Origin of the sequence: Micromonospora jinlongensis, assembly GCF_013410645.1 — a bacterium.
In the GTDB taxonomy this organism is placed as follows: Bacteria; Actinomycetota; Actinomycetes; order Mycobacteriales; family Micromonosporaceae; genus Micromonospora; species Micromonospora zamorensis.
The window spans coordinates 4,212,787-4,237,861 of the sequence record NZ_JACCHK010000001.1; the positions used below are offsets into that span (position 1 = coordinate 4,212,787).

Consider the following 25,075-nt stretch of genomic DNA (forward strand, 5'->3'; position numbering starts at 1 on the left):
GCCAGCATCGTCGTTTTGTCAGGAACCCGACAGTTGGCTCAGGCGCGGACGGCCTCGACGGCCTCCGCGAGGCGACGGACACCCTCGTCGATCCGGTCGGCGGTCACCGCCGAGAAGGCCAACCGGAGGGCGTGCTGCCCACCGTCCAGCACGAAGTCGCTGCCCTTGACCACGGCGACCCCACGCTCGGCGGCAGCCGGGGCGAGCCGGTCGACCAGCACGTCCTCCGGGAACTCCACCCAGAGGAAGTAGCCGCCGTCGGGCTCCACGAAGCGCGCCTGCGGCAGGTGCCGGCGCAACGACTCGGCGAGCACCTGAGCCCGCTCGCCCAGCGCCGCGCGGACCGTCTCGATCGAGCGGTCGATGTCACCGGAGACGCAGAACTGGTGCACGATCGCCTGCGACACCATGCCGGGCGAGATGTAGAGGCTGGTCGCGTTCTTGGCGATGTCGGCGATCAGGTCCGCCGGGCCGACCAGATAACCGACCCGGACACCCGGGCAGACCGTCTTGGTGAAGCTCGACGCGTGCACCACCACGTTGCGGGTGTCCAGCGAGAGCATCGACGGCAGCGCCTCACCACGGAAGCGGATGTCCGCGTACGGGTCGTCCTCGAAGATCGTGAACTCGTACTCGGCGGCCAGGTCGAGCAACTCCCGACGCTTCCCCTCCGAGAGCGTCATGCCGGCCGGGTTCTGGTAGTTCGGGATCACGTGCGCGAGCCGGGGTCGGACCCCCGACTCCAGCAGCTTGCGCAGCTCGGCAGTGTCCAGGCCGTCCGGCTGGACCGAGATGCCGTGCAGCTCACTGCCCATCCGCTGGAGGTTGAGCAGCGTCCGGTCGTACGTCGGGCGTTCCACCACCACCGCGTCGCCCGGGCGGACCAGGTGGTCGAAGAGGAATGCGTCGGCCTGAAGCGACCCGTTGGTGACCAGCACCTGGTTGGCTTCCACCCCGTGCTTCTCGGCGATCCACTTCCGCAGCGGAAGGTAGCCGACGGAGGTGCCGTACGCCGTGACCCCCGCAGGGTCGGCGTCGAAGGCGCGGACGGCGGCGGCCTTGAGCCCCTCGACATCGACGATGTCCAGCGAGGGAGCCCCACGGGCAAAGGAGATCAACTGCTCGGCGGTCATGGATGTTGAGCGTACGGGCGGCGGTGGGGGACGCGCGGACGGCACGGCGATGTCCGCATCCTGAGCCACCGGGACGGGTGACCCGACTCCACCGGTCGGCGACAGATCAGACCGGAAGGGCGAGCGCGTCGTGGTGCGCCTCCCGGGAAAGGCCCTCCAACTGCACGCCGAGCGCGTCGAGGAGCTGGCTCCAGTCGAAGTAGGAACGCCAGGCGGTGATCCGACCCTTGCGGGCCCGGACCACGTCGGCCACCTCCCAGCTCACCGTCCGACCGGTGGGAGCGACGGTGCCGTACGGCGAATGCAGCGTGCCGGTGTGGGTGCCGGTCAGACGCAGCTCGACGGCGGCGCCACCGCCGGTGCGAACCGCGCCCACCGGGTCGACCCGGAGGTCCGGGAAGGCGCCCGTCCAGGTGCGCAGGAGTGCGGGCAGCTCGATCGGACGGACCGTCACGCCCGGCATGGCGTAGAACGCCTCCGGGGCGTAGAGATCCGGTAGACGGGCCACGTCCCGACGCAGGAGCATGGCGTACTGCTGCTCGACCAGCCGCTCCGCGTCGCGCATCGGGACCTCCCCCGCGGGCGGCGGCATCTCCGCGCCCGCGAGGAATCCCTACCCGTCTATCCGGCCAGGCACACCTGCGCGGGCCGAGATTCCGGCCCCGCCTGGTCAGGTAGTGGAGACGGCGGCCTGATCTTCCGCCCACACCCGCATGATGTCCCGCACCGAGATCACCCCGGCCACCTCCCGACCGTCCAGCACCACCAGGTGCCGGAACCCGCCACGGGCCATCGCTGCGGCAGCCTCGGCCACCGTCCACTCCGGCCCCGCGTAGACCACGTCCCAGGTCAGGTGGGCGCCGGTGCGTTCCACGTCACAGTCCAGGCCGGCGCCGATGGCCTTCAACACGTCGCGTTCGGTCATGATCCCGACGCCCTCGGAGTCCGGGTCGATCACGACCGCCGACCCGACACCGCGGGCCGACATCATCCGGGCCGCCTGGCGGAGCGTGTGCTCCGGACCGACGACGAGGACCTGGCTGGACATCGCATCCCGTACCTGCATCACACATCACTCCCTTGGGACGGTGGCATCCGGTACCGACATGGTCGTCCGTGGATGTTTCCGGGACAAGACCGAGCCTCGGCGCAACAGCGGACGCTCGCTACTGTCGAACGGTGTCCACCGAGCCCCTGCGCTGCGCCGGCGCGCTGATCGTCGACCACGACGGCCGCATCTTCTTCCAGCGCCGCTCACCCCAACGGCGCCTCTTCCCCAACTGCTGGGACATCGTCGGCGGCCACCTGGACCCCGGCGAGGACATCGACGAGGCGCTGCGCCGGGAGATCACCGAGGAGACCGGCTGGGTCCTCTCGCACGTCCTCGGCCAGGTGGGCGAATACCGCTACGTCGGCGACGACGGCCTGGCCCGCATCGAGTACGACTTCCTGGTCCGCGTCGACGGCGACCTCGACCGCCCGAGGTTGGAGGCCGGCAAGCACACCGAATACCGCTGGCTGGCCGAGGACGAGGTGAGCCTGCTGGACGAGCACCGCCACGTCAACGACGGGCTGATCCGGCGGATCGCGGAAGAGGGCTTCGCCGTCCTGCGGTCGATCGGTCTGTGAACACCGTCGAGCTGGCGCCGCACCGGTTCGCCGGGCTGCTCGCCCCGGCCGTGGACCGCGCCTTCCGCGCCGGCATGCTGGCCGGCCGCGACGGTGGCGGGGCCGTTCTGTCCCAGCGGTACGGAGGAGTGGCGGCGACCGGCTTCCTGGTCGACCTGCGGACCCGACTGGCGGCACCCGGTGGCACTGTCGACGGGCCGGGGTTCGCGGCGATCACCCGTTACCAGGACCCGGCCGTCTGCCGGCGGACGGTGGACAAGCAGGTGGCGTACGGGATGCTCCACCGCGGCCCGGACGGCACACTCTCCGCCACCGAGCGGGGGGCGGCCTTCCTCACCGAGCTGTACCAGGTGCACGCTGAGGTCACCGAGGAACTGTGGGACGGGCACGGCGAACGGGTGTCACGCCTGGTGGCAGCCCTCGGCCGGCTGCTGTCGTACGCCCTGGTGCTGGCCGACGAGGAGGGAGACCGCGGCGGCTCCGCCTTCGCCGCGATGGCACCCCCGCACGAGCCGGACGGCACACCGTCGGGCGTGCTGCTGCTCAACCGACTCGGCACGCTGCGATACCACCGGGCCGACGCGCACGCCGCAGCCTGGGAAGCCGCCGGGCACACCGCATCGAGCGTCGCCGCCCTGCCGGCCGGCCCCGAGCGGACCGCCATCGAGCTGGAGACCGATCGCCGGGCGGCCGGCCCGTACGTCACTCTCGGCGCGGAGGAGCGACTGACGATGCTCGCCGACCTGGCGGCGTTGCCCGGCTGACCCGGTTGACCAGAGCGGCCCGACCAACCGGCGCTATCCTCCAGCGATGACGGGGAGCAGGACGAGGGAGGATGTCGCGATGATCGGAATGGTGCTCGCGGCCGGAGCGGGACGCCGGCTGCGCCCGTACACCGACACCCTGCCCAAGGCGTTGGTGCCGGTGGACGGCGAGACCACGATCCTGGACATCGCGCTGGGCAACCTCGCCGAGGTCGGGCTCACCGACGTGGTGATCGTGGTCGGCTACGCGGCGGACGCGGTCCGCGAGCGGCAGGCCGACCTGGAGAAGCGGTACGGGGTCACGATCACCCTGGTGCACAACGACAAGGCCGAGGAGTGGAACAACGCCTACTCGCTCTGGCTGGCCCGGGAGTACTTCGCGCGCGGGGTGCTGCTGGTCAATGGGGACACCGTGCACCCGGTGAGCGTGGAGAAAACCCTGCTCGCCGAGCGTGGCCCGGGCATCCTGCTCGCCGTGGACACCCTCAAGCCGCTGGCCGAGGAGGAGATGAAGACGACCTTCGACGCCGCCGGTCAGCTCACCCGGATCACCAAGCTGATGGACCCGGGCGAGGCGTACGGGGAGTACATCGGTGCCACGCTCATCGAGCCGCAGGTCGCCGACGCCCTCGCCGACGCGCTTGAGGCGACCTGGCGACGGGACCCGAACCTCTACTACGAGGACGGCTACCAGGAGTTCTCCGACCGGGGCGGGGAGGTGCGGGCGGCGCCGATCGGTGACGTCCCGTGGGTCGAGGTCGACAACCACGCCGACCTGGCCCGCGCGCGGGAGATCGCGTGCCGCTACTAGCTCGGAGCGTCCTCACCCCGCTGCACATCGACGTGCGACGCGGGGCGGTCGCCGACCTGGGCGCGATCCTGGCCGACGGGCGGATCTCCTCCGGGGGCGACGTCGCGGTGGTGGTCGGCCCGGGTCAGGGCGCCCAGATCGCGGAGCTGATCCGACCCTCGCTGCGCTCGGCGGATGTCTTCACCGTCTCCGGCGGGACGCTGGACGCCGCCGACGACCTGGGCGGCAAACTCCGCGCCCGGTCGTACGACGCGGTCGTCGGCATCGGCGGCGGCAAGACCATCGACGTGGCCAAGTACGCGGCGACCCGTCGCGGGCTACCGATGGTGTCGGTGGCGACCAGCCTCGCCAACGACGGGATCGCCTCCCCGGTGGCCAGCCTGATCACCGACGGGATCAAGGGCTCCTACGGGGTCCACATCCCGATCGGGGTGATCGTCGACCTGGACTTCGTGGAGAGCGGTCCGGACCGGCACAACCGGGCCGGCATCGGCGACGTGATCAGCAACATCAGCGCGCTGGCCGACTGGGAGCTGTCCCGGCAGGTACGCGGTGAGCCGGTCGACGGGCTGGCCGCCTCGCTCTCGCGAGCGGGCGCCGAGGCGGTGCTCAACCACCCGGGCGACATGAGCGACGACGCCTTCGTGATCGTCCTCGCCGAGGCGTTGATCTCCAGCGGTCTGGCGATGGCTGTCGACGGCACCAGCCGACCGTGCAGCGGCGGCTGCCACGAGATCATGCACGCGGTCGACTCGCTCTTCCCCGGCACCGCCTCACACGGCGAGCTGGCCGGGCTGGGCGCGCTGTTCTGCACCTGGCTGCGCGGGGACCTCCGCCGGTTCGGGGAGATGTCGGCCTGCCTCGCCCGGCACGGTCTGCCCCGGCTTCCCGCCGAGGTGGCGCTCACCGACGACCAGTTCATCGAGGCGGTGCAGTTCGCGCCGCGTACCCGACCGGACCGCTACACGATCCTGGAGCACCTGGCGCTGTCGCCTACCGAGACGCGGGAGCGGCTGGCAGACTACGCCGGTGCAATCCGCGACCAGCTTGGCTGACCCCCGTCCCACCGTCGCCGACTTCCACCGGGTGAACCGGGGCGGCGGCCTGTTCAGCGAGTCGATCAGCCAGTGGCTGGGGGCCGTCTTCGCGTTGGTCGCCCAGCGGCTCGGGTTGCGCCCCACCGCGTTGACCATCAGCAACCTGGTGCTCGGGCTGGCCACCTCGGTCACCGTGGTGGCGCTCGCCGGCCCGGTCGCCGACGGCGACGTACCGGCCTGGGCGGTCGGCCTGCTCGCCCTGATCGGCTGGCAGGTGGCGTACTCCCTCGACTGCGCCGACGGGCAGCTGGCCCGGGTGACCGGCCAGGGCAGCGCGGCCGGCGCGCGCATCGACGTGCTCTGCGACGTGGCCGCGCAGATCGCCCTGGTGGCCGCGCTCGCCGCGACCGCCGTGGCGCAGGAACCCTCCACCCCGACCTGGCTGGTGGCGACCTTCGCGGGCACCTGGATGGTCAACCTGGTCACTTCGGTGATGCAGGCCGGCCCCAACGCCGCCAGCATGGTCACCTCGACCTCGCTGCCGGTCCGCGTGGTGAAGCTGATCCGCGACTACGGCGCGGTGATCTTCGTGGCCGCCCTGGTGCTGGCCGTGGCCCCCGCGCTGGTCCTCTGGGTGATGGTCGCGTTCACCATCGTCAACGGCGGCTTCCTGCTCGCCAGCATCGCCTTCTCCGCCCGCGCCTCCCTGCGCTGACCGCCACCGACACCTGCGGCGCGACGCGATCCGGCGCGGTCCCAAGATTGCCCGCGCGGCGGTCCCCCGCGCTCGGCGCGAGGCCGCACGCGGACGCCAGCGCACGCGCGGAAGCGCACGCGCGGTTCAGACGTGGTGGGGGGTGCGGGCTACGCCCGCGTAGATGTCGATGAGCTGCTTGGTGACCACGTCGGGGTGGAAGGTGCGCTCGTAGCGAGCGCGGGCGGTCAGCGCCAGCCCGGGGGCGCCGGCCCGGGCGACCGGCAGGGCGGCGGCGAGCGCGGCGGGCTCCGGGGCGACGACCCAGCCGGCATCGCCCAGACCGATCCCGGCCGGCATCGGCGACCCGCCACCGCCGGCGACGGCGGAGGCGACCTGCGCCGGACCGGTGCCGGCGGGCTCGTGCGGGGCGTCGGCTCCGACCAGGTAGGGGATGCCGCCCAACGCCGTGCCGAGCACCGGCCGGCCGCTGGCCAGCGCCTCGAGGATCACGGTCGGCAGTACGTCGTGCCACATGGAGGCGGCGATCACCACCGCGCTCGCCTCGACCGCGGCCCGCACCCCGGCACGGTCGAGTTGACCGAGGTAGACGACGTCGGCCCGCTCGGCGGCCGCTGCCTCCACGAGCGGGCGCAGCTCACCGTCGCCCGCCACGCGCAGCGTGCCCAGCGCACCCACCGGGTGTCGGCGCCAGGCGTCCAGCAGCAGGTCGACGCCCTTCTCCGGGGAGAGCCGGGCCATGTAGAGGAACCCGTCACCGAGCGGCGTCGGCCGGCCCGGGTCGGGCACCGAGTTCGGCTTCACCACGATGCGTTCGTCCGGTATGCCGTAGTCGCGGAGGTGATCGGCGATCGCCGAGGTGAGCGCGACGTACCGGTCGACGGAGCGCCAGGTGCCCCGGTGCACGGCCAGGGTGGTCGCCATCAACGCGCTCTGGGCCGCCGAGTCGCGGTAGCAGCGGTGCCTGATCGCCGGCACACCCAGCGCCCGGCCCTTGCAGTCCTGGCAGATCACACCGTCACGGAAGTAGATCCCCGAGGAGCAGACCTGCCGGTAGTTGTGCACCGTCTGCACCACCGGCACGCCGTGGCGGTGCGCGGTCCGCACCACCCACGGCGACAGCAGGGGGTACGGGTTGTGCAGGTGCAGAACGTCCGGTCGGTGCTCGGTGAGCAGCCGGCTCAGGTCGTGCTGGGCGCGCGGCGCCCAGATCGGCGAGATCGGCAGCAGCGCCTTCGCCACCTTCGACATCGACGGGATCTCGTCCGAACTGCGGATGAACGGCAGCACCTCGACGCCGGCGGCGGTCAGCTGAGCGATCTCCGAGTCGACGATCGTGTTCTCGCCGGAGGGCTGTGCTTCCCGGTACCGGTTGTGCGCCACCACGATTTTCACGGAGCCTTGCCTTTCGTTCGCGGCCGTGCCGGCTTCTGCCCCCCGCCTGCGCGAAGGCTCGCAAGATCACGTCTGCGGGGCTCGCAGGCTCACGCCCCCGCGCTCGCGACAGGGACTCGCGAGCTGATTCCGCACGCTCACCGGAAAGAAGGCTACCGTTGTGTCGTGCCCGAGCTACCGGAGGTTGAGGCGCTCGCGGGTTACCTGCGACAGCGCGCGGTGGGGCGGCGTGTCGACCGGCTGGAGATCGCCGCGATCAGCGCCCTGAAAACGTACGAACCGGCACCGACAGCGGTTGCCGGTCGAGCGGTGGTCGATGCCAGCCGGCACGGCAAGTTCCTCGACGTGCTCTTCGAGGGCGACCTGCACCTGGTGGTGCACCTGGCCCGGGCTGGCTGGCTGCACTACCGGGAGGCGTTCCCGTCCACCACCCCGCTTCGTCCCGGCAAGGGTCCGATCGCGGTGCGCGTACGCCTGGACGACGGGTCCGGCTTCGACCTGACCGAGGCCGGCACCCAGAAGAAGCTGGCCGCGTACCTGGTCACCGACCTGGCGACGGTGCCCGGGGTGGCCAAGTTGGGCCCCGACGCGCTCGCCGCGGACCTGCCCACCTTCGCCGAGCGGCTGCGGAGCCGGCGGGGGCAGGTCAAGGGGGTGCTGACCGACCAGTCGGTGCTGTCCGGGGTGGGCAACGCGTACTCCGACGAGATTCTGCACGCCGCGAAGCTGTCCCCGTTCGCGATCACCAACCGGCTCACCGACGACCAGATCGCCACCCTGCACGCGGCCACCCGGCAGGTGCTCGGCGACGCGGTCGAGCGGTCCCTCGGTCAGCGGGCGGCGGAGCTGAAGGGCGAGAAGCGGTCCGGGTTGAAGGTGCACGCCCGCACCGGGCTGCCCTGCCCTGTGTGTGGGGACACAGTACGCGAGGTGTCGTTCGCCGATTCGAGCCTTCAGTACTGCGCGACGTGCCAGACCGGCGGCAAGCCGCTCGCTGACCGACGGTTGTCCCGTCTCGTACGGTGAGTAATTCCACTCCGCGACTACGGAGCGGAATCGCCCTTACTGAGCGGAAGCTCCGGTCCGCCATTCTCGCCACGCGCGCATCCATCGGTATAGTGGCCCGGTCCCCGGCTTCTGAAATGGTGCGGAGCCGGCCAGATCCCGCCGGCACCATCGGTCGTCAATCTCCTTCTGGGCGGCGACCGGTCGGAGTCCGCGTGGGAGACTGGGACGGTGGGCGACCCGGGCCCTCACTGCGAGTGAGCAGCCCGTGTCATGCGGGAGGACATGGGTGAGGTGACGGCAAGCCTCCAGCGCCCGGTAACCAACGAAGGCCGGAGCAGACTCGTGCGGCACGTCGACAGCTTCGAGATCCAGCCGCCGACGCCGCCGTCACACAACGGCGTCCCCCGGTCGGCGTGGACCAGGGCGCGACGTCGTGTCTCCCGTTGGCACCGCCCCTACATCGCGATCCTGCTGCTGCTCGACTTCGGCGCGGCGGCGTTCGCCAGCTGGATCGCGATCCAGCTCTTCGACCAGGCCGCCTCCGGGTTCTCTGGCACCCAGCAGGACCCGACCTGGTTCCACACGATCTCCTACCTGCTGCTCCCGCTCGGCTGGGTGGTCATCCTCTGGAGCAACCGGGCGTACGACCGGCGCTACCTGGGGCTGGGCCCGGACGAGTTCAAGCGGGTGATCCGGGCCGCGGTGACGGTCGCGGCGAGCGTCTCGTTCCTCGCCTTCGCCACCAAGACCGCGTTGTCCCGTTGGACGGTCGGCACGGCCCTGCTCGGGGCGCTGCTGTTGATCCTGTGGGGCCGGTTCGTGGCCCGCTGGGCGCTGCACTACATCCGGCGGCGGGCCGGTCAGGCCGCTCACCGGATGGTGCTGGTCGGCACCCTGCCCGAGTGCCTGGAGGTCTACGCGGCGGTCACCCGCAGCCCGGCCGCCGGGTTGGTGCCCGTCGCCATCCACATAACCGACGGCTACGCGGCGGCCCGGGGCATGCCGACCCCGGTTCCGATCTACGCCGGTCGCGACGTTCTCGCCCTGGTCCGGGAGGTCGGTGGCGACACGATCGCCGTCTGCGGGTCGGCCAGCGCCGAGCCGGGCGAGCTGCGCAGGCTGGCCTGGCAATTGGAGGGTTCCGGCGTCGACCTGGTGGTCGCACCGCAGCTGACCGACATCGCTGGCCCTCGGGTGCACATCCGCCCGATCGAGGGTCTGCCGCTGCTGCACGTCGAGGAACCGACCCTCTCCGGGCCGGCGCTGCTGGCGAAGAACCTGATGGACCGGGTCGCCGCCGGCCTGGGCCTGCTGCTGCTGATCCCGCTCTTCGTGGGCATCGCCGTGGCGATCCGGATCTCCGACCGGGGGCCGGTGTTCTTCCGCCAACCGCGGGTGGGGCACGAGGGGCGCACGTTCCGGGTGTGGAAGTTCCGGACCATGTACGTCGACGCCGAGGATCGGCTGGCCAGCCTGGTCGACCGCAACGAGACCGACGGCATGCTGTTCAAGATGAAGCAGGACCCCCGGGTCTTCCCGGTCGGCCGCTTCCTGCGGGCCTCCTCGCTGGACGAGCTGCCGCAGCTGATCAACGTGCTCTGGGGTGAGATGTCGCTGGTCGGGCCCCGTCCGTTGCCGGCCGACGACGGCGACTTCCTGGGCGACGTGCGCCGCCGCCTGCTGGTCCGCCCGGGCATGACGGGGCTGTGGCAGGTCTCCGGCCGCTCCGACCTGTCCTGGGACGAGTCGGTCCGGCTGGACCTCTACTACGTCGACAACTGGTCGCTGGCGTACGACCTCAGCATCCTGTGGCGCACCGTCGGGGTGGTGCTCGCTCGCAAGGGCGCGTACTAGGGGCTTGGCGCGCCGGCCCGCAGGGGCAAGGATCGCTGCGTGGGTGCCAACCTCTCCGCCGTGGTCGGCGTCGTCTCGCTCGTCACCGCGCTGACCGCCGCTCTGTTGGCGGTGCTGCGTCTGCGGGCTCGCCGGGGCATCGCCACCGCCACCCAACGGGCCACCTACGAGGTGCTGCACACCGCCGGTCTGGCCGCCGAGCCGCTGCGAGCGGGGCTGAGCGAGGCGGGCGCGGCGAAGGCCGTACGCCATCTGCGGGCTCTGGTGGGCGCGGCCGGGCTGGCGCTCGCCGACGCCGACCGGCTGCTGGCCCTCGACGGACGTGGCACGCACCACGGCGAGCAACTGCTCGCGGCGGCCCAGCGGACGGTGGAGACCGGCCGCTCGACGGTGCTCGGTGAGCAGGAGCTGCACTGCGACCGGGTCGACTGCCCGATCCGAGGGGCGGTGGTCGCGCCGTTGCAGGGGGCGGACGGCCGGGTGGTCGGCGCGCTGGTGGCCATCGCCGACAGCCCACCACCACCGGGGTTGGTGCAGGCCACCCTGGAGACGGCGCACTGGGCCGGTAACCAGCTCGCCCTGGCCGAGCTGGACTCGTCCCGCGAGCGGTTGGCCCGCGCCGAGATCCGCGCGTTGCGGGCGCAGATCAGCCCGCACTTCATCTACAACGCGCTGACCGCGATCGGGTCGTTCGTCCGCACGGACCCGGAGCGGGCCCGGGAGCTGATCCTGGAGTTCGCGGAGTTCACCCGGTACTCCTTCCGGGCGCACGGGGAGTTCACCACTCTCGCCGAGGAGCTGCGTTCGATCGACCGCTACCTGACCATCGAGCGGGCTCGATTCGGCGATCGGTTGCAGGTGCGGTTGCAGATCGCCCCGGAGGTGCTGCCGGTGACGTTGCCGTTCCTCTGCCTGCAACCGCTGGTGGAGAACGCGGTTCGCCACGGGTTGTCCCGCAAGCCGGGCACGGGCATGGTGAGCATCGAGGCCCGGGACGCGGGCGCCGAATGCCACATCACGGTGGAGGACGACGGAGTGGGAATGGATCCGACCACGCTGACCGCCGGCATCGCCGAGCTGGCCCGCGGCACTGGCGACCCGGGCGACGACACGGGCCAGCACGTCGGTCTTTCCAACGTCGACGAGCGGCTGCGGTCGGTCTTCGGGGACCGGTTCGGCCTGGTCGTGGAGACCGGGCTGGGCTCGGGCACGAAGGTGAGCATGCGGGTGCCGAAGTTCCACCCCGGCGTACGGGCAGGGTCGTGAGCGAGCGAACGGGGACGGGTGCGGTGAACGCGTCCGGTTTCCTGCGGGTGCTGGCGGTGGACGACGAGCCGCCCGCGCTCGACGAGCTGGCGTACCACCTGCGGGCCGATCCCCGGGTGGCCCGGCTGCACACGGCCGGTGACGCGACGGAGGCGCTGCGGCTGCTCCGGGACGGTGACGTGGACGTGGTCTTCCTGGACATCCGGATGCCCGGGCTGGACGGGATGGAGCTGGCCCGGGTGCTGCGCCGGTTCGCCCGACCACCGGCGATCGTCTTCGTCACCGCGTACGACGACGGCGCGGTCGACGCCTTCGACCTGGGTGCCACCGACTACGTGCGCAAACCGGTTCGCGCCGACCGGCTGGCCGAGTCCCTGCGTCGGGTGATCGGGTCGCGGGTGGTGCCGTCGCATCCGGCGGCCCTCGCACGCGCCGAGGAGGACCCGACCATCCCCATCGAGTTGGCCGGCACCACGCGGATGCTGCCCCGCTCGGCGGTGCGGTGGGTGGAGGCGCAGGGTGACTACGCGCGGTTGCACACCGCCGAGGGGTCGCACCTGGTGCGGGTCTCGCTGGCCACGCTGGCGGAGCGCTGGGCGGATGCCGGTTTCGTCCGGGTGCACCGGTCGTACCTGGTGCAGTTGAAGTTGATCGCAGAGCTGCGGCTGGTCAACTCCGGCTACGTCGTGGTGATCGACTCCACCGAGTTGCCGGTGAGTCGGCGGCACACCCGGGAGCTGAAGGACAAGCTGGTCAGGGCCGCGAAGCAGGACTGGAGTCGCTGATCCGGGAATGGGACGACAGCTGCCGTACGTTGTACGCTAGTCCGTACGACTTCCGGAGGCTGCCGTGAATGTTTCCCCGTTCGACGCCGAGACCGAGTTCGACCGTCAGGTCGACCGACTGGTCCAGCTCGGCTACCCCACCCTCGCCGGGCTGCCCGAGAGCGCCTTCCGCGACCTGGTCGCGCCGCTGCGCACGAGGGCGATCGAAGGTGCCGGCGGGCTGTCCGCCCCCACCGACGCCCGGGTGCCCTTCCTGCTGGTCATCACCCGCGACCTGGTCGGGGTGCAGGAACGACTGGAGCTCACCACGCTGGCCGGCAAACGCAAGCCCGGCGTCCTGGACCGCCACTACGCCGAGGACGACCTGCCGCGCTTCGACCCGATCAAGGAGCTGGAGGTGCCAGCCGGGCCGGCGTACCTGCTCTTCGACGTCGACCGGGGTGAGGAGTTCCGCAACCTGGCACCGGCCACCGCCATGGAGGGGATCACCGCCCAGGGTCGGCTGCCGCTCACCATCGACGAAGGGCTGGCCTTCGTCACGCTGCACCCGGCCGCGCTGGCGAGCAACCGGTGCTTCTCGCTCGTCGGGTCCCGCTGCGGCGACAAGCGGGTGCCTGCGCTCTGGATCAGCCAGGGCGCGCCGAAACTGGGCTGGTGCTGGTACGGCAACCCGCACACCTGGCTCGGCTCCGCGTCGGCTCGGCCGGAGCGAGTCGGCCTGGAGTGACCGTCCGCTGAGGAGGGATGACCGGTCGCGCGGTTTCGTCCGACCGGCCCTCCCGGCTGACATAGCCGATGGCCTATTCTCCGAGTGCCGATTCCGTTACGGGGCGCAGGGTCGGTGTGGGCGGAGCCTGCTCAGGCCGCCCCGCCACCCTCACGTGGGGAAATCCATGAAGCTGTTCCCAGCCCGCCGCGCCCTGCTGGCCGGTGCCATCGTGGCGGCACTCGTGCTGCCCGGTGCCACACCGGCACAGGCCGCGGCAACGGGTGCCATCAGCGGACGACTGACCACCAGCACCGGCACACCCGCCGCCGAGGTCCAAGTGCTGGTCTACGAGTCTGAGAGCTGGAACTACGTCGACGACACCAGCACCAACGCCGACGGCAACTACACCCTCTCCGGGTTGCCCGCAGGCTCGTACCTGGTGGGCTACTTCCCGCTCGAGCAACCTGGGCAGTACTACCGCCAGCAGGCGACCATCTGGGACGCCACCCCGGTGACCGTCACCGCCGGTGGCACCGCAAGGGCCGACGATCAGCTCTTCGGCACCGGCACCATCAGCGGCCAGATCGTCAACGCCGCAGGCGACCCGTTGCCCGACCTGGCCATCGACGCCCGAGAGGTCGACACGGACGCCTTGACCGGGGGTCGCACGGACGACCAGGGTCGGTTCACCTTCGTCACGCGGCCGGGCCGCTACATCCTGAGCCTCCAGCCGATCCAGGGCTCCGACCAGGTGCAGTACGTGCCCGGAACGACCGACCGGGAGAGCGCCAGAGTCTTCGACGTGAAAACGGACGAGACGACCGTGGTGAACGAGACGGCGCTGCCGGCGGGCGGCCTCAGCGGCCGCTTCACCACTGCCACCGGTGCCCCGCTCGCCGACGCCCAGGTCATCGTCAGCGCCACCACCGCTGCCAGCGCGGTCTACCTGCAGACCGACGCGAACGGTGAGTTCAGCGCGCAACTGCTCCCGGGCTCCTACATCGTCGGCGTGTTCGCCGGTGACCGGCAGCAGTACTACCGCGGCAAGTTGACGTCCGAGGAAGCCGACCACATCGAGGTACGGGGCGGTCAGCAGACGACGATCACGGACTCACTGCTGGGCACCGGCTCGATCACCCTGCAGGCGGTCGACTCGGTCACCGGCGCGCCCATCGCCGACTTCTGCGCCCAGTCGGTGTGCAGCAACGGCACGGGGACGGTGACCGTCACCGACCTGCCGCAGGGCCGCCACACCCTCTACCTGGACGCTCCGGACCGGCTCCACTTCTCCCGCGAGGTGACCGGGGTGCGGGTAAAGGCGAACGGCGACACCAAGCTGACCGTGAAGATGCGGCCCGGCGCGCTCATCAGCACCACCATCGTCGACCGGCAGAGCGGCGCACCGGTGGCGGACATCTGCCTGGACACCTTCCTGCCGAAGCAGGCGTCGCTCGGGGACGGCTACGGCGACTGCAGCGACCGCAACGGCAAGATCCAGGTGGGACCACTCGCCGCCGGCAACTACAAGCTCCTCGCGGTGCCGCTCAGCGACACCTACGGCCGCCAGTGGGTCGGTGCCGACGGCGGCACCGGCGACGAGCGACAGGCAGTGGCGGTCACCGCGACCGTTGGCCAGGTCGTCACCGGGCCGCAGGTCAAGATGGACCGGGCCGGCACGATCACCGGCACGGTCACCGACCCGACGGGGCAGCCGGTGCCGAACGCGGGCGTGTCGGTGCTGACCGCTCACCCCGGTGTCGGCGCCCAGGACGCCACCACCGACGAGCACGGTGTCTACACGCTCAAGCGGCTCGGCCCGTACGCGTGGCCGCTGGTGGTCGCCGCCAACCCGTACGCCAGTGAGTGGTCCGGCGACAAGACCAGCCGGTTCACCGCCACCCCGGTGACGGTGACCGCCGGGGCAGCCGCCACCCACAACGTTCAACTAGACCAGGGCGTCGAGCTGACCGGCACCTTCCGTACGCCGGACGGCACTCCCTTCACCAGCGGTTTCATCATCGCCCGCAGTGCCGACACCGGTGACGTCGCGGGCAACGTGTGGTTCACCGACGGCCAGTTCAGACTGCGCCTCAAGGGACCACAGCGGATCTTCTTCACCTACAACACGACGCTCGGTGAGAAGCAGTTCGACGGTCGCTACCTGGTCACCCAGCCGGACGGCACCCGCAAGCTGGGGCTTTTCAGCGTTCCGGCCAGCGGCAGCCTGTCCGTGGACCTGGTCGTACCGACCAGCTGACGGTTCGACGTGGCGGGGCCGGTGGCATGCGCCACCGGCCCCGCTCCGTGCCCGGGGAAGAGAGGTGCTGGCAGCGGCCAGCCGGCATGGTGGCGGAGTTATCCACAGCCGTGAACCGTTCTCCACAGGTTATTCACAACGCCACCCACTGATCTCCACGGCGGCTCCCTACAGTCGGGACCCATGACGCAACGCCGGGTACTGGTGGTCGAGGACGAACGGACCATCGCCGAATCCATCGCGGCTCGGCTGAGGGCAGAGGGCTTCACGGTGGAGATCGCCTCGGACGGGCCCAGCGCCGTCGCGCAGTTCCACGCCGGCCAGCCGGACCTCGTCGTCCTGGACGTGATGCTGCCCGGCTTCGACGGCCTGGAGGTGTGTCGGCGGATCCAGGCCGACCGTGCGGTGCCGGTGCTGATGCTCACCGCCCGCGACGACGAGACAGACCTGCTGGTGGGGCTCGCAGTCGGCGCGGACGACTACCTCACCAAACCGTTCTCGATGCGGGAGCTGGCCGCGCGGGTGCACGTCCTGCTACGCCGACTGGAGCGGGCCGCCGGTGCCGCGCCGCCCGCCATCCGGATCGGCGGCATCGAGATCAACCAGGCCGAACGGCGAGTGCGCCTGGACGGTGCGGACGTGCACCTCACCCCGACCGAGTTCGACCTGCTGGTCCACCTCGCCGGGCGGCCCCGCACGGTGCTGCCGCGAGAGCGACTCCTCGCCGAGGTCTGGGGGTGGGTCGACGGAAGCGGCACCCGCACTGTGGACAGCCACATCAAGGCCCTGCGCCGCAAGCTGGGCGCGGATCTCATCCGCACCGTGCACGGAGTCGGGTACGCCCTGGACCTTCCCGCGTGACCGGCCGGCTCGTGGCCTGGCTGGACCAGGTTCTTCCCCGCCCGCTGGATCCGGTCCGCTCGATCAAGATGAAGCTCGGCGTCCTGCTGGTCGCCTCCTGGGCGGTGGCCATCGGCTACTTCTGGTACGGCATCGGTTGGCTCCCGCCGGGCACAGCGGTCACCAGCATCTGCATCGGTCTTGTCACCTCGCAGGTGCTCGCCCACGGGATGACCTCGCCGCTGCGGGAGATGACAGCGGCGGCCGGAGCGATGGCCCGGGGCGACTACACGCGACGGGTACGCGCCACCTCCCGGGACGAGGTCGGTGAGCTGGCTCAGGCCTTCAACAAGATGGCCGAGGACCTACACGCCGCTGACCAGCGTCGACGTGAGTTGATCGCCAACGTCTCGCACGAGCTGCGTACGCCGATCACCGCGTTGCAGGGCGTGTTGGAGAACATGGTGGACGGGGTGGCCGATCCCGAGCCCGCGGCGCTGCGCTCGGCGCTGGCCCAGACCGAACGGCTCGGACACCTCGTCGCCGACCTGCTCGACCTGTCCCGCCTCGACGCCGGGGTGGTGCCGCTGCGCCGGGTACGGATGGACGTGGGGGACTTCCTCGACGAGGCGGTGGAGCACGCGACGGCCAGCGCGTCCGGCGCCGGCATGGACGTGCACTTCGAGCTTCGCGAGTTGCTGACACCGCTGACGGTCAACGCGGACCCGTGGCGGTTGCACCAGGTGTTCGCGAACCTGCTCGACAACGCGGCGCGGCACAGCCCACCCGGCGGCGTCGTGCGGGTCAGCGCCGAGGACCACGGTGACCAGCTCCGGTTCGAGGTGAGCGACGAGGGCCAGGGCATTCCGGCGGACGAGCGTTCCCGGGTCTTCGAGCGGTTCACCCGCGGCGACCGGTCGGCCGGCGGCGGGACGGGTCTCGGTCTGGCGATCGCGCGATGGGTCGTCGAGTTGCACGGCGGGCAGATCCGGGTCCTCGATCCGGTCGGACCGCACCGGGGAGACCAGCCCGGCTGTCGCATCCAGGTCACCATCCCGATCGACGGGCCACACCGAAAAGAGGCCGCATGACCAGCCCTGGCAGCGTTCCCGTTCCGGCCACCGGGCCGACCGGAGCGCAGGTCCCCCCGCCCGTCAGACCCGGCACGGTTGCCCCGGCGGCCACCGGTCGGCCCCAACCGTGGCCGGTCACGCCGGCCCTGCCCAGGCCGCCGTCGCTGATCGCGCGGCGCTGGCCAGGGCCGTCCGGCTCCGCCCGACCTCTGGTCCTGGCGGCCTTGACGGCGGCGACCGTCGTCGGCGCGTCCGCGCTCACGATGGTTCGTCCCGGGCTCGGCTGGCTGGTGGCCGCGTTGGCCGGCACCGCCGCCCTCGTCACCGCCGCGCTGAACACCACCGCCACGCCGGCTCCGCCAGCTGCGGCGACCACCGCCCGTCCCGGTGCCACGGGGGCACCGGGGCGGGCGGCGCAGGTCGCCTGGGGTGCCGCGACGATCGCGTTGGTCGCCGTCGGCACGGTCCGGGCAGCCGGTTGGCTCTTCGCCCTCTGCCTGCTCGCGGCCGCGGTGACGGGGACGCTCGCGGTGACCGGTGGGCGAAGCCCGCTCGGGATGCTGGTCGCCGCGACGCTGCCGCCCGCCGCGACGGTACGGGCGCTCCCCTGGGCGGTACGCGGGCTGCGGGTAGGACAGCCAGCCACCTCGGGTATGGCGCTCGGGCGCATCCTGACCAGCCTGGCGGTCTCGGCCGGTCTGCTGCTGCTGTTCGGTCTGCTCTTCTCCTCCGCCGACGCGGTCTTCGAGAACCTGGTCACCGGCCTGCTGCCGGACGTCTCGTCGGTCGGAGTGCTCGGCTGGCTGGCGCGGCTGGCGCTGATCGGCGGAGCCCTGCTCGGTGGCGCGTTCCTGGTTAGCCGTCCACCCGATCTGGAGGGTCTGCGCCCGGCACCACCCCGACCGGCCCACCGGTTGGAGTGGACCCTCCCGCTGGTGTTGCTGGTCGCCCTGTTCAGCGTGTTCGTGCTGGTTCAGCTGACGGTGTTGTTCGGCGGCGCGGGGCACGTCCTGCGCACGGCCGGGCTCACCTACGCCCAGTACGCCCGCGGCGGGTTCTGGCAGCTGCTCGCCGTCACCGCACTCACCCTGCTGGTGATCGCGATCGCCGCCCGCCGGGCACCGAAGGCCACCCGGGCGGACCGCCTGCTGGTGCGCGTCCTGCTCGGCACGCTCACCGGGCTCACCCTGGTGATCGTCGCCTCGGCGCTGTACCGGATGCAGGTCTACGCGGACGCCTACGGCGCCACCCGGCTACGGCTCGTGGTGGCGACCGTCGAACTCTGGCTCGGGCTGCTCTTCGTGCTGGTCGGGGTGGCGGTGGTGCGGTTGCGGGCCGACTGGCTGCCCCGGTTGGTGATCGGCACGGCGGTGCTGGCTCTGCTCGGACTGGCCCTGGTCAACCCGGACCGGTTGATCGCCGACCGGAACGTCGACCGGTACCTGCAGACCGGCCGGCTGGACGTCACCTATTTGTCCGGGCTGTCGGCGGACGCCGTACCGGCACTGGCCCGGCTGCCCGAGCCGATGCGCGTCTGCGCGTTGGGGCAGATCGCCGCCGAGCTGCCCTCGGACGGCCTCTGGGGGACGAACCTCGGCCGGGATCGGGCGCGGCGTGAACTCAGCAGCATCCCGCTGACCGCGCGGGCCGACTGCAACGGTGGCCGGTCCTGGTGACTGTCGCGGCTTGACAATCCCGCGCGGCGGGTGAGACTGCCGGGGTGGCCAAGCAACTCCCTGACGTGGGGTCGGGCGGTGCGGTACCGCCGCCCCGGCGGGCTCGGATCGTGCTGGCCGAGATCACCCGGCAGGACACCCGCGCCGAACGGACCCGCGCCGAGCTGGCCCAGCAGACCCAGGTCGGTGAGGCGCTGGTCCGCGGCCTGGTCCGGGCCCAACTCGCGCTGGCGTTGCGGCTCTCGCTGGTGGTGGTCATCGGGTTGGGCGGGCTGCCGTGGCTGTTCGCGATCGCACCCTCGCTGGGCCGGACCACCATCGCCGGTGTCAACCTGCCCTGGCTGCTGCTCGGGGTTGCCTCCTTCCCGTTCCTGATCGGGGTGGGCTGGGCGTACGTGCGGCTGGCCGAGCGCAACGAGCAGGACTTCAGCGACCTGGTGCAGCGGCCGGAGCGCTGAGGTGAGCAACGATTTCGTGGTTCCGGCCATCGTGGCGGTCACCCTGGTGACCGTCGGGATCGGCTTCTACGGGCTGCGGCTGGCCCGGACCACGTCGGACTTCCTGGTGGCGTCCCGGGCGATCAGCCCGACGTGGAACGCCGCCGCGATCGGCGGGGAGTACCTGTCGGCGGCGAGCTTCCTGGGCATCGCCGGCCTGGTTCTGAAGTACGGCGTGGACGTGCTCTGGTACCCGGTGGGGTTCGCCGCCGGGTACCTCGCCCTGCTGCTCTTCGTGGCGGCACCGCTGCGCCGCTCCGGCGCGTTCACCCTGCCCGACTTCTGCGAGCTGCGGCTGGGGTCCCGCCGGCTGCGCATCCTGGCCACCGCCTTCGTGATCTTCATCGGTTGGCTGTACCTGGTGCCGCAGCTCCAGGGCGCCGGGCTGACGCTGGCAACGGTGGCCGGCTCCCCGTACCCGGTGGGTGCCCTGCTGGTGGCCGCCGTGGTCACCGCGAACGTGGCGCTGGGCGGGATGCGGGCGATCACCTTCGTGCAGGCGTTCCAGTACTGGCTCAAGCTGACCGCGCTCGCCGTACCGGTGATCTTCCTGGCGTTGCAGTGGCAGGCCGACGGCCGCCCGGCGGTGACCCCGCCCGACGGGCCGACGTTCCGGGTCGCCACCACCGTCGTGGTCGAGCACCGCGCGACCCTCACCCTGCCCGACGGCGAGATCCGGGAGGTACGCCCCGGCGACGAGCTGACCTTCGCCGCCGGCGACCCGGTGCCGGACGTGTCCGGGGTGGCCGCCGACGCCAACGACTGGTTGCTGCCCAGCGCCGCGGGTGACGACGACCGAGGGCTCTTCGGGACGTACTCGCTGATCCTTGCCACGTTCCTGGGCACCATGGGCCTGCCGCACGTGCTGGTCCGCTTCTACACCAACCCCGACGGCGCGGCGGCCCGCCGGACCACCCTGGTCGTGCTGGCGCTGGTCGGTGCCTTCTATCTGCTGCCCACCCTGTACGGGGTGCTCGGCCGGATCTACACCCCGCAGTTGCTGGTCAGCGGGCAGACCGACGCGGTGGTGGTGCTGCTGCCCGGCGCGGCCCTCGGCGACGGGACGGTTGGGCGGCTGCTGACCGCGCTGGTCTCGGCGGGCGCGTTCGCGGCCTTCCTCTCCACGTCGTCCGGGCTGCTGACCAGCGTCGCCGGGGTGATCTCGACGGATGTGCTCGGCCGAGGCTCGGTACGCGGCTTCCGTCTGGCCACGGTGATCGCCGGAGCGGTGCCGACGGTGCTGGCGCTGCACGTCTCCGGACTGGACGTGTCGCAGGTGGTCGGGCTGGCCTTCGCGGTCGCCGCGTCGAGCTTCTGCCCCCTGCTGGTGCTCGGCATCTGGTGGCGTGGTTTGACCGACCTGGGCGCCGCCGCCGGTGTGCTGGTCGGCGGCGGGGCGGCGATCGGTGCGGTGCTGGTCACCGTGCTCGGCCCTCCGCTGTCCGGCTGGCCGGCCACGCTCACCACGCAGCCGGCTGCCTGGACGGTGCCGTTGGCCTTCACCGTGATGGTCGCGGTGTCCATGGCCACCCGCCGCCGTGCCCCCGCCGACGTCGCGGCCACCATGCTCCGCCTGCACACCCCGGAAGCCCTCCGGATGTGACCCGCTCCTGCTGTGGGGCCGTCCGCCTCGGGGATGATCTCGGGTCCGCCCGTCGCGGGACGACAGAGCTGGCGATCGACGGATAACGTCGGCGCATGACTGTTGAGCACCCCGCGCTCGCACTGCGTGGCCTGGCCAAGCGGTTCGACGGCACGATCGCGGTGGCCGGCGTCGACCTGGACGTCCCCGCCGGCTCCTTCTACGGCCTGCTCGGCCCGAACGGCGCCGGCAAGACCACGACCCTGTCGATGGCGGTCGGGCTGTTGCGCCCGGACGCCGGCTCGGCCCGGGTGCTCGGGCAGGACGTCTGGCAGGACCCGGTGGCCGCCAAACGGCTGCTCGGCGTGATGCCCGACGGTGTGCGCCTGTTCGACCGGCTGACCGGCGCGGAGCTGCTGGCGTACAACGGTTTGTTGCGGGGGATGGACCCGGCGGTGGTCGACCAGCGGGCCGCGGAGCTGCTGGACGTGCTGGCCCTCGGCGACGCCGGTCGGACGCTGGTGGTGGACTACTCGGCGGGCATGAAGAAGAAGATCGGCCTGGCCTGCGCGCTGCTGCACGGCCCTCGGGTGCTGGTGTTGGACGAGCCGTTCGAGGCGGTCGACCCGGTCTCCGCCGCGCTGATCCGGGACATCCTCACCAGGTACGCGGCCGGCGGCGGCACTGTGGTCTTCTCCAGTCACGTGATGGAGGTCGTCGAGCGGCTCTGCTCGCACGTGGCGATCCTGGCCAGCGGCACCATCAAGCGGGTCGGGACGATCGGCGAGGTCCGTGGTGACCGCTCGCTGGAGCAGGTTTTCGTCGAGGTGGTCGGCGGGCGCACCGCGACGGGCGAGGAGCTGTCGTGGCTGTCCCGGTGAGCACGGACTCCGCGCCCGTACGCACGGTCTCCGCCCGGCACTTCGTACGGCTCAAGCTGCGGGTGATGGGCAACAACTTCCGTGGCCAGGGCTGGCGGATCGCGCTGTTCATCGGTGGCGTGTTCCTCGGCCTCTGGTTCGCCGCCAGCGGCTTCTTCCTCTTTGCCCTGCCCGGCCTGACGGGTGACGGCCAGTACGCGGTGCTGGTCGCGGCGGCCGGCGGTGGGCTGCTGGTGCTCGGTTGGCTGCTCCTGCCGCTGGTCTTCTTCGGCGTGGACGAGACACTGGATCCGGCCCGGTTCGCGCTGCTGCCGCTGCCCCGCCGCACCCTGGTGACCGGGCTGTTCGCGGCGGCTCTGCTCAGCGTGCCGGTGCTGGCGGTGCTGATCGCGTCGTTCGGGCTGGTGCTCACCTCCTGGTCGCTGGGCGGTTGGTCGGCGGGGTTGGTGGCCGTGGTCGGTGTGGTCGCGGGGCTGCTGCTCTGCGTGGCCGCCAGCCGGGCGGTGACCAGCGCCTTCGCCACCATGCTGCGGTCCCGGCGGGTTCGGGACCTGGCGGCCGTGCTGCTGGCGGTGGTGGCCGCACTTCTCGGCCCGTTGCAGGTCTTCGGTCTCGCCGCGCTGCGGGAGGCGGACCTGACCCGGCTGACCGGCGCGGCGACCGTGATCGGCTGGACGCCGCTCGGCGCGCCGTGGACGGCCGGCATCGACGTGGCCCAGGGACGGGTGTGGGCGGCACCGGTCAAGTTGCTGATCACGCTGGTGGCGCTCGGCGCCCTGCTGGCCTGGTGGTCGCGGTCGCTCGAGTCGGCCATGGTGGGCGCGGCGAGCGCCGGTAAGGCCCCCGCTCGGCGCGGGGTGACCGGCGGCGCGGTCGCCCAACTGTTCCCCCGGGTCACTGGGTGGGCGCGCCGGGACCGGTTCGGCGCCCTGGTCGCCCGGGAGTCCCGTTACTGGTGGCGGGACGCTCGCCGCCGGGCCAACCTGATCACCATCGCGGTGGTCGGCATCTTCGTACCCGTGTTCATCAACGTCACGGGCGGGGACTTCGCAGCCATGGAGAGCGGGGGGCTGACGGGGGCTGCCAGCGACAGCTCACCGGTCGTGGTCACCATCTCCATGGTCCTCGTGGGTGTGCTCGCCGCCGCCACCCTGGCCAACCAGTTCGGCTTCGACGGCAGCGCGTACGCCGCGAACGTGGTGGCCGGGGTGCCCGGTCGGGTGGAGCTGCGGGCGCGGATGACGGCCTTCTCGCTGTACGTGCTGCCGATGCTGGCGTTCGTATCGGTGGTGCTGTCGGTGCTGCTCAGTCGACCGGGTTGGATCGGGCTCACCTTCGGTAGCCTGGTCGCCACCTACGGCGCCGGGCTGGCGGTGAACAGCCTGGTCTCGGTGCTCGGGGCGTACTCGCTGCCGGAGACGAGCAACCCGTTCGCGATGAACAGCGGCGCGGGCCTCACGAAGGGGCTGCTCACCCTGTTGACCATGCTCGCCTCGGCGGTCGCGGCGGTGCCGATGGTCGTGGCCGCTGCACTGCTCGGCGACGCCTGGCTCTGGCTGGCCCTGCCGGTGGGTGCGGCGTACGGGCTGGGCGCGGCGCTGCTGGGCGCGTACCTGGCCGGTGACGTCCTGGACCGACGCCAACCGGAGCTGCTGGCCACGGTCACCCCACGCCGCTAGCCGGTGTGTCGGCTGGGGGCCAGGGCAGCGCCGGCGACGAAGCCACGCCAAGCGGCCGGAGCGAAGGTGAGGGTCGGGCCGGAGCGGTCCTTGCTGTCCCGAACCAGCACGACGCCGGGCAGATTGTCCGCCACCTCGACGCAGGCACCACCCGTGTCGCCGGACCTGGTCGACGTCCGCCAGCGGGGTTGAGGAACGGTCATGGCGTCACCTTCAGTTTCCGGATCAGATCCAGCGAGGCGCTTGTGGAGAGTGCTTCGCCGAGCAGGCTATCCCATTTCCGACCAATCAGACGCACGACGTCCGGGTCGTCGATGACGTGTCCACGAGCAACGTCCTCGACATAGGTGACCCGTTCACCGTCGGGCAGTTCAGCGAGCAGAAAGCCGCCCGTCAACCCGACGTGGGCTCCGGCGTCGAGCGACACGACGTGCAGTCTGACGCTCGGCATTATGGCGAGTTCCATCAGCCGACCAAGCTGAGCGTCCAGTACCGCCGGTCCGCCGATCGGGCGGCGTAGAGCCGTCTCGTCCAGGACGAAGACGCATTGCGGCGACTCTGCCCGCTGCCACAACTGCTGTCGATCCATCCGAACCGTGACCAGCTCGTCCACCACCCTGGTCGGATTCAGGCCACCGGCGGAAATGACCGCGCGCGCGTAGTCCTCGGTTTGCAGGAGTCCCGGAATCAGGCACGGCTCGAATTCGCAGAGCCGGATCGCCTGCTCCTCATGATTGCGCCAAGGGACGAACCACGTCGGCAGCCGCTGCCGATCAGCGGCCCGCAACAGTTCGGCGAGGAGGCCGCCGGTGGCGAGGGCCTCGTCGGCGGCGACCGCGAATTCCATGGTCGGCCGACGCCGCCCGGTCTCGATGGCGGCCACCGTGGATGGACTCCACTTGGTCAGCGCAGCCAGAGCCTCCTGGGACACCTCGGCACCGGCTCGGGCGGCCTTCAACGCCCGTACCCACATCTCGACGTTCATCCTTACCTCTCCGGTAAGTACGTGACCCCGCTGCGTAGTAAGCCCTGGCATCCTCCCCTCTCCGCGCCTCTCAGTCCAGGGTGGATGACACGCGGCCCGGTCGGTGGAGGCGATGTCCCGGCGTCCGGTCCTGCGTTCGGGCCGCCCCGGTCATCCCCCCGATCGGGGCGGCCCTCGTCGACCGGGAGGAGACAGCCATGTTCGGGTTCATCCGTGGCAGGAACGGGGCACGGTGGTCGTACCGGAGAAGGAAGGTTGCGGCACCGGCGGCCGTGCCGGGCGCGACCGGATCGGAGCGGTCGGCAGGCCCGCCGAATCGACCACCCGCGTGGGCGAACGGGCCGACGGTCGCCCTGCCGCGACCCGGCCGGGCCGGCTGGCTGACCCCCGCGCAGACCTGGCGCGCGAACGGTGGCCGGTGGTGAGCTCCGCCGTCCGGAAGCACCCCGCCACCGGCGCGGACGCCCGCGCCAAGCGCTCGTGGCCAAGATCCGCGCAA

General features: G+C 71.6%; 24 protein-coding genes. 18 read left to right on the plus strand and 6 right to left on the minus strand.

What is annotated here, in order from left to right:
- Positions 1-38: 38 nt before the first annotated feature.
- The 3 genes from HNR22_RS18655 to HNR22_RS18665 all read right to left on the minus strand — a co-directional run bounded on the left by HNR22_RS18655 (position 39) and on the right by HNR22_RS18665 (position 2,199).
- Positions 39-1,133 carry an aminotransferase-like domain-containing protein gene (locus HNR22_RS18655; RefSeq protein ID WP_088950700.1) on the minus strand — a complete coding sequence of 365 codons (1,095 nt, stop codon included), beginning with the start codon at positions 1,131-1,133 and terminating at the stop codon, positions 39-41.
- Between the two features lie 106 nt (positions 1,134-1,239).
- Positions 1,240-1,698 carry an ester cyclase gene (locus HNR22_RS18660; RefSeq protein ID WP_179781429.1) on the minus strand — a complete coding sequence of 153 codons (459 nt, stop codon included), beginning with the start codon at positions 1,696-1,698 and terminating at the stop codon, positions 1,240-1,242.
- A 105-nt stretch (positions 1,699-1,803) separates the two neighbouring features.
- Complete coding sequence (locus HNR22_RS18665; RefSeq protein ID WP_088950701.1) at positions 1,804-2,199, minus strand: CBS domain-containing protein; 396 nt, start codon at positions 2,197-2,199, stop codon at positions 1,804-1,806.
- A gap of 113 nt (positions 2,200-2,312) precedes the next feature.
- Here HNR22_RS18665 and HNR22_RS18670 point away from each other — a divergent pair, with 113 nt between their 5' ends.
- The 5 genes from HNR22_RS18670 (at position 2,313) to HNR22_RS18690 (ending at position 6,089) form a co-directional block, all read left to right on the plus strand.
- Positions 2,313-2,762: an NUDIX domain-containing protein gene (locus HNR22_RS18670; protein ID WP_179781430.1), complete on the plus strand. Its 450-nt coding sequence runs from the start codon at positions 2,313-2,315 to the stop codon at positions 2,760-2,762.
- A complete protein-coding gene (locus HNR22_RS18675; RefSeq protein ID WP_179781431.1) occupies positions 2,759-3,526 on the plus strand; it encodes a hypothetical protein in 768 nt (255 codons plus the stop codon). Before HNR22_RS18670 ends, HNR22_RS18675 begins: the two co-directional genes overlap by 4 nt.
- A gap of 79 nt (positions 3,527-3,605) precedes the next feature.
- Positions 3,606-4,337, plus strand: a complete 732-nt coding sequence (locus HNR22_RS18680; protein WP_179781432.1) for a phosphocholine cytidylyltransferase family protein — start codon at positions 3,606-3,608, stop codon at positions 4,335-4,337.
- Positions 4,325-5,392 (plus strand): iron-containing alcohol dehydrogenase family protein, encoded by a 1,068-nt coding sequence (locus HNR22_RS18685; RefSeq protein WP_179781433.1) that lies wholly within the window; start codon positions 4,325-4,327, stop codon positions 5,390-5,392. Before HNR22_RS18680 ends, HNR22_RS18685 begins: the two co-directional genes overlap by 13 nt.
- On the plus strand, positions 5,367-6,089 hold the full coding sequence (locus HNR22_RS18690) for a CDP-alcohol phosphatidyltransferase family protein (RefSeq protein ID WP_179781434.1): 723 nt from the start codon (positions 5,367-5,369) through the stop codon (positions 6,087-6,089). The genes HNR22_RS18685 and HNR22_RS18690 overlap by 26 nt, the downstream gene beginning before the upstream one ends.
- Positions 6,090-6,215: 126 nt before the next feature.
- On the opposite strand, the gene HNR22_RS18695 is transcribed toward HNR22_RS18690, so the two are convergent.
- The gene (locus tag HNR22_RS18695; RefSeq protein WP_179781435.1) at positions 6,216-7,484 is read right to left on the minus strand and encodes a glycosyltransferase; all 1,269 of its coding nucleotides are present in this window, start codon (positions 7,482-7,484) and stop codon (positions 6,216-6,218) included.
- A gap of 165 nt (positions 7,485-7,649) precedes the next feature.
- On the opposite strand from HNR22_RS18695, the gene HNR22_RS18700 reads away from it, so the two are divergent.
- From HNR22_RS18700 to HNR22_RS18760, 13 genes are all read left to right on the plus strand, one after another.
- Positions 7,650-8,510 carry an Fpg/Nei family DNA glycosylase gene (locus HNR22_RS18700; RefSeq protein WP_179781436.1) on the plus strand — a complete coding sequence of 287 codons (861 nt, stop codon included), beginning with the start codon at positions 7,650-7,652 and terminating at the stop codon, positions 8,508-8,510.
- Between the two features lie 264 nt (positions 8,511-8,774).
- The gene (locus tag HNR22_RS18705) at positions 8,775-10,346 is read left to right on the plus strand and encodes a sugar transferase (RefSeq protein ID WP_179783616.1); all 1,572 of its coding nucleotides are present in this window, start codon (positions 8,775-8,777) and stop codon (positions 10,344-10,346) included.
- Between the two features lie 39 nt (positions 10,347-10,385).
- Positions 10,386-11,612 (plus strand): histidine kinase, encoded by a 1,227-nt coding sequence (locus HNR22_RS18710; RefSeq protein WP_179781437.1) that lies wholly within the window; start codon positions 10,386-10,388, stop codon positions 11,610-11,612.
- Positions 11,613-11,635: 23 nt separating this feature from the next.
- On the plus strand, positions 11,636-12,397 hold the full coding sequence (locus HNR22_RS18715; protein WP_088950711.1) for a LytR/AlgR family response regulator transcription factor: 762 nt from the start codon (positions 11,636-11,638) through the stop codon (positions 12,395-12,397).
- Between the two features lie 64 nt (positions 12,398-12,461).
- Positions 12,462-13,124: a DUF5701 family protein gene (locus HNR22_RS18720; protein WP_179781438.1), complete on the plus strand. Its 663-nt coding sequence runs from the start codon at positions 12,462-12,464 to the stop codon at positions 13,122-13,124.
- A 166-nt stretch (positions 13,125-13,290) separates the two neighbouring features.
- Positions 13,291-15,363: a carboxypeptidase-like regulatory domain-containing protein gene (locus tag HNR22_RS18725; protein ID WP_179781439.1), complete on the plus strand. Its 2,073-nt coding sequence runs from the start codon at positions 13,291-13,293 to the stop codon at positions 15,361-15,363.
- A 183-nt stretch (positions 15,364-15,546) separates the two neighbouring features.
- Positions 15,547-16,224: a response regulator transcription factor gene (locus HNR22_RS18730; RefSeq protein ID WP_179781440.1), complete on the plus strand. Its 678-nt coding sequence runs from the start codon at positions 15,547-15,549 to the stop codon at positions 16,222-16,224.
- The gene (locus tag HNR22_RS18735) at positions 16,221-17,294 is read left to right on the plus strand and encodes an ATP-binding protein (RefSeq protein ID WP_179781441.1); all 1,074 of its coding nucleotides are present in this window, start codon (positions 16,221-16,223) and stop codon (positions 17,292-17,294) included. The genes HNR22_RS18730 and HNR22_RS18735 overlap by 4 nt, the downstream gene beginning before the upstream one ends.
- A gap of 206 nt (positions 17,295-17,500) precedes the next feature.
- A complete protein-coding gene (locus HNR22_RS18740; protein WP_246380936.1) occupies positions 17,501-18,952 on the plus strand; it encodes a DUF4153 domain-containing protein in 1,452 nt (483 codons plus the stop codon).
- A 44-nt stretch (positions 18,953-18,996) separates the two neighbouring features.
- A complete protein-coding gene (locus HNR22_RS18745; protein WP_231927173.1) occupies positions 18,997-19,410 on the plus strand; it encodes a DUF485 domain-containing protein in 414 nt (137 codons plus the stop codon).
- Between the two features lies 1 nt (position 19,411).
- Entirely contained in the window at positions 19,412-21,052 is a 1,641-nt protein-coding gene (locus HNR22_RS18750) for a sodium:solute symporter family transporter (RefSeq protein WP_179781443.1), read from the plus strand.
- 95 nt (positions 21,053-21,147) lie between these two features.
- Entirely contained in the window at positions 21,148-21,912 is a 765-nt protein-coding gene (locus HNR22_RS18755; protein ID WP_088950716.1) for an ABC transporter ATP-binding protein, read from the plus strand.
- Positions 21,897-23,591, plus strand: a complete 1,695-nt coding sequence (locus HNR22_RS18760; RefSeq protein WP_179781444.1) for an ABC transporter permease — start codon at positions 21,897-21,899, stop codon at positions 23,589-23,591. The genes HNR22_RS18755 and HNR22_RS18760 overlap by 16 nt, the downstream gene beginning before the upstream one ends.
- On the opposite strand, the gene HNR22_RS18765 is transcribed toward HNR22_RS18760, so the two are convergent.
- Both HNR22_RS18765 and HNR22_RS18770 read right to left on the minus strand, forming a co-directional pair.
- Entirely contained in the window at positions 23,588-23,794 is a 207-nt protein-coding gene (locus HNR22_RS18765; protein ID WP_179781445.1) for a DUF397 domain-containing protein, read from the minus strand. The two genes, HNR22_RS18760 and HNR22_RS18765, sit on opposite strands and share 4 nt — an antisense overlap.
- Complete coding sequence (locus HNR22_RS18770; protein WP_179781446.1) at positions 23,791-24,576, minus strand: helix-turn-helix domain-containing protein; 786 nt, start codon at positions 24,574-24,576, stop codon at positions 23,791-23,793. Before HNR22_RS18770 ends, HNR22_RS18765 begins: the two co-directional genes overlap by 4 nt.
- Between the last annotated feature and the right edge of the window lie 499 nt (positions 24,577-25,075).

Bases quoted from the DNA above. Each gene is read 5' to 3' on its own strand.
- HNR22_RS18655 (WP_088950700.1), bottom strand. From the start codon at position 1,133: ATGACCGCCGAGCAGTTGATCTCCTTTGCCCGTGGGGCTCCCTCGCTG.
- HNR22_RS18660 (WP_179781429.1), bottom strand. From the start codon at position 1,698: ATGCGCGACGCGGAGCGGCTGGTCGAGCAGCAGTACGCCATGCTCCTG.
- HNR22_RS18665 (WP_088950701.1), bottom strand. From the start codon at position 2,199: ATGCAGGTACGGGATGCGATGTCCAGCCAGGTCCTCGTCGTCGGTCCG.
- HNR22_RS18680 (WP_179781432.1), top strand. From the start codon at position 3,606: ATGATCGGAATGGTGCTCGCGGCCGGAGCGGGACGCCGGCTGCGCCCG.
- HNR22_RS18705 (WP_179783616.1), top strand. From the start codon at position 8,775: ATGGGTGAGGTGACGGCAAGCCTCCAGCGCCCGGTAACCAACGAAGGC.
- HNR22_RS18725 (WP_179781439.1), top strand. From the start codon at position 13,291: ATGAAGCTGTTCCCAGCCCGCCGCGCCCTGCTGGCCGGTGCCATCGTG.
- HNR22_RS18730 (WP_179781440.1), top strand. From the start codon at position 15,547: ATGACGCAACGCCGGGTACTGGTGGTCGAGGACGAACGGACCATCGCC.
- HNR22_RS18755 (WP_088950716.1), top strand. From the start codon at position 21,148: ATGACTGTTGAGCACCCCGCGCTCGCACTGCGTGGCCTGGCCAAGCGG.
- HNR22_RS18765 (WP_179781445.1), bottom strand. From the start codon at position 23,794: ATGACCGTTCCTCAACCCCGCTGGCGGACGTCGACCAGGTCCGGCGAC.
- HNR22_RS18770 (WP_179781446.1), bottom strand. From the start codon at position 24,576: ATGAACGTCGAGATGTGGGTACGGGCGTTGAAGGCCGCCCGAGCCGGT.